This is a genomic window from Thermogutta sp., assembly GCF_014359955.1.
Taxonomy (GTDB): domain Bacteria; phylum Planctomycetota; class Planctomycetia; order Pirellulales; family Thermoguttaceae; genus Thermogutta.
Genome location: NZ_JACIYL010000556.1, coordinates 561 through 3,003 on the forward strand (window position 1 = coordinate 561; position 2,443 = coordinate 3,003).

3 protein-coding genes are annotated in these 2,443 nt (G+C 57.4%); 2 read left to right on the plus strand and 1 reads right to left on the minus strand.

Annotated elements, in window-relative coordinates; genetic code table 11:
- Both H5U08_RS14315 and H5U08_RS14320 read left to right on the plus strand, forming a co-directional pair.
- A partial coding sequence (locus H5U08_RS14315) for a hypothetical protein (protein ID WP_297034466.1) occupies positions 1-186 on the plus strand: 186 nt, incomplete at its 5' end.
- 338 nt (positions 187-524) lie between these two features.
- Positions 525-1,526 carry a DUF6655 family protein gene (locus H5U08_RS14320; RefSeq protein WP_297034468.1) on the plus strand — a complete coding sequence of 334 codons (1,002 nt, stop codon included), beginning with the start codon at positions 525-527 and terminating at the stop codon, positions 1,524-1,526.
- 142 nt (positions 1,527-1,668) lie between these two features.
- Here H5U08_RS14320 and larE read toward each other — a convergent pair.
- Positions 1,669-2,443: ATP-dependent sacrificial sulfur transferase LarE (larE, locus tag H5U08_RS14325; protein ID WP_297034470.1), on the minus strand; the 775-nt coding region annotated here is incomplete at its 5' end.

A 2,443-nucleotide genomic window follows, 5' to 3' on the forward strand; every position in this document is an offset into this window, starting at 1 on the left:
CATGGGACGACGGATTCAGTTTTCAAGTTTGAGAAGATTCGTGTTATAGATCACCAGACTGGTCATGTTCGCTGGGTCACTGACGAAGCCGCCGCGGGTCGGTACATCTTCCGCGTGCTGGACAAAGAACACTATGGCCATGCCATGACGCAGGCCCTTAAACGCTTGCTTCAGGCCATCCCTTAGCGATGTTTCCCACATGGCGCAAACTACCAATCCTCTTCTTTTTAACAACAATAATCAACTTGGTCTGATTGCCGGGATTGCCCAGGTCGTCTCACATTGAGCCGAAGGTCGGTGCTAACTCCAGACCAGAGCGTCGGGACCACCTGAGGGACTATTTTTGCCCCATTGCGCGCCATCGAGACGGCACTCAAAACGATTCTGCGGGGCGCAGAACAAACCTTTTCCCCTGGCCCGGTTTTCCCTATAATCCGTCCCTCGCGCACTGAGGAAGCAACTTCGTCGGCACAGGTGGCAGCCGGTGTGTATCCCCTTGGCTGGTACCACGTCAAGAAGACCCCATGGCCTTACTCACTACAGACGCAAACCCGAATTTCCCAACCTGGCTTGTCCGACCAGTACGCGCGGCCGTTGGCCTGGTTCTGGCGGTGATTTGCGCATGCACGGTCGGCTGCGGGACGACAAAGTGGACGGAAACCCGCCGAACTGCCACCGAGCAGCTTCTCATTTCCGATTCCATGGACCAGGCCGTCGGCAGGCTCGATTTCCGCGCCCTATCCGGCAAAAAGGTCTATCTCGACGACACCTATTTGAAGGATGTCGTGGATGCCAATTATCTGATCAGCTCACTCCGCCAGCAACTATTGGCTCACGGGGCTATCCTGCGCGACAAGAAAGAAGAGGCAGACTACGTTGTTGAAGTGCGATCTGGAGCCGTGGGCACAGACATGCACAGCGTGCTCGTGGGCGTTCCCCAGGTCAATCTCCCATCCGTTGTAACTGCGGTCGGTTTGCCCACTGCGCTACCGGAAATTCCGCTCATCAAGAAAACCCAGCAAAGTGCCGTCACGAAAATTCTTCTCTTTGCGTACAACCGCAAGACGGGCCGGCCTCTCTGGCAATCGGGGGCCGTGCTCGCAAAGAGCGATGCGAGCGACGTCTGGATCTTTGGCGCCGGGCCATTCCAGAAAGGGACGATTTATCAGGGCACGCAGTTCGCCGGTGAACGGTTACCCATCAAGCTCCCCGATGTGCCACTCATCGATCTCAGTGCGCAGCGTGAGCCTGTGAGCCTCCTCGAAGAAGCCTTTTACGCTGAACCCCTGGGAGAACTGTCTCAGGACGGCGCCGCGAATTCACAGGACCAGAAGGGGGCGTCGACTCCGAATCGGGAATCCCCGGGAACACAGACGGGAGAGGCCCGGACAACTCCTAGCGGATCTCCGCTCCGAGACCCACAGACACTCACTCCCCCTGCCTTGGTCGTCCCGTCCCAGGGACCGAATCCTCAGGTGGCTTCCCCAATGACCCCCCAGCTATGGCCCGCCTTCCCACCTCAATAGCCTGAATCACCGCCCGCGCTGTGTCTTGCCGCACCTGATTCCAATAAAGCGCGGGCAATAGACCGTTCCATGGTCGTGAGGGCACGTCGTCATCCTGGGAATGAACCTCCCGCGGGACGTGTGGAGGGGCAGGTGCCTTCAACTATTGGCCGCTTTTGACAGCGGCAAACACGTCCCCCTCTCGCCGGGACAGAATTTCGAGGCTCTCGGCAGGAAGGAGGTTGTTGAGACTTCCGGAACGAAAACCGTTCAAATCGACGGTGACAAACTTAAAACCAAACTCCGCAAGTTTTTGGGTCAGCACCTGTCGCAGGGGGCTATCCACGAGACGCGGCAGATCTTCGAGGGGCACTTCAATACGCGCCAGATCCCCCCGGTGATAACGCACCCGCAACGTGGTGAACCCCTGCTCGCGCAGAAAACTTTCCGCCCTCTCGATCATCATGAGCCGTTCTGGCGTGACCTCCTCGCCATAAGCAATCCGGCTGCTCAGACAGGGGGATGCTGGCTTGTTCCACACGGGGAGCCCCCAATACTTCGCCAATTCACGGATTTCTCCTTTTGTCAAATCGCATTCCGCCAGCGGACTTCGTACATTCCTTTCTCTGGCTGCTTTAAGGCCTGGGCGGTGATCACCATGATCATCTTTATTCGAGCCATCAACAACCACGGCCATTCCGAATCGCGCGGCCCAATCTCCCAGTTTGCCGAATAACTCGCTTTTACAGTGGTAACAGCGATCACCCAAATTGCGCTGATAGGCCGGGTTGGACAGTTCTTCCGTCTCAATCACAATGTGTCGAATGCCGATGATCTGCGCCAGTTTTCGGCACTCGTCCAGTTCCATCGCCGCCAGGCTGGGACTCACTCCCGTTACGGCCAGCGCTTTATCGCCGAGAGCGACTTGGGCGGCCTTG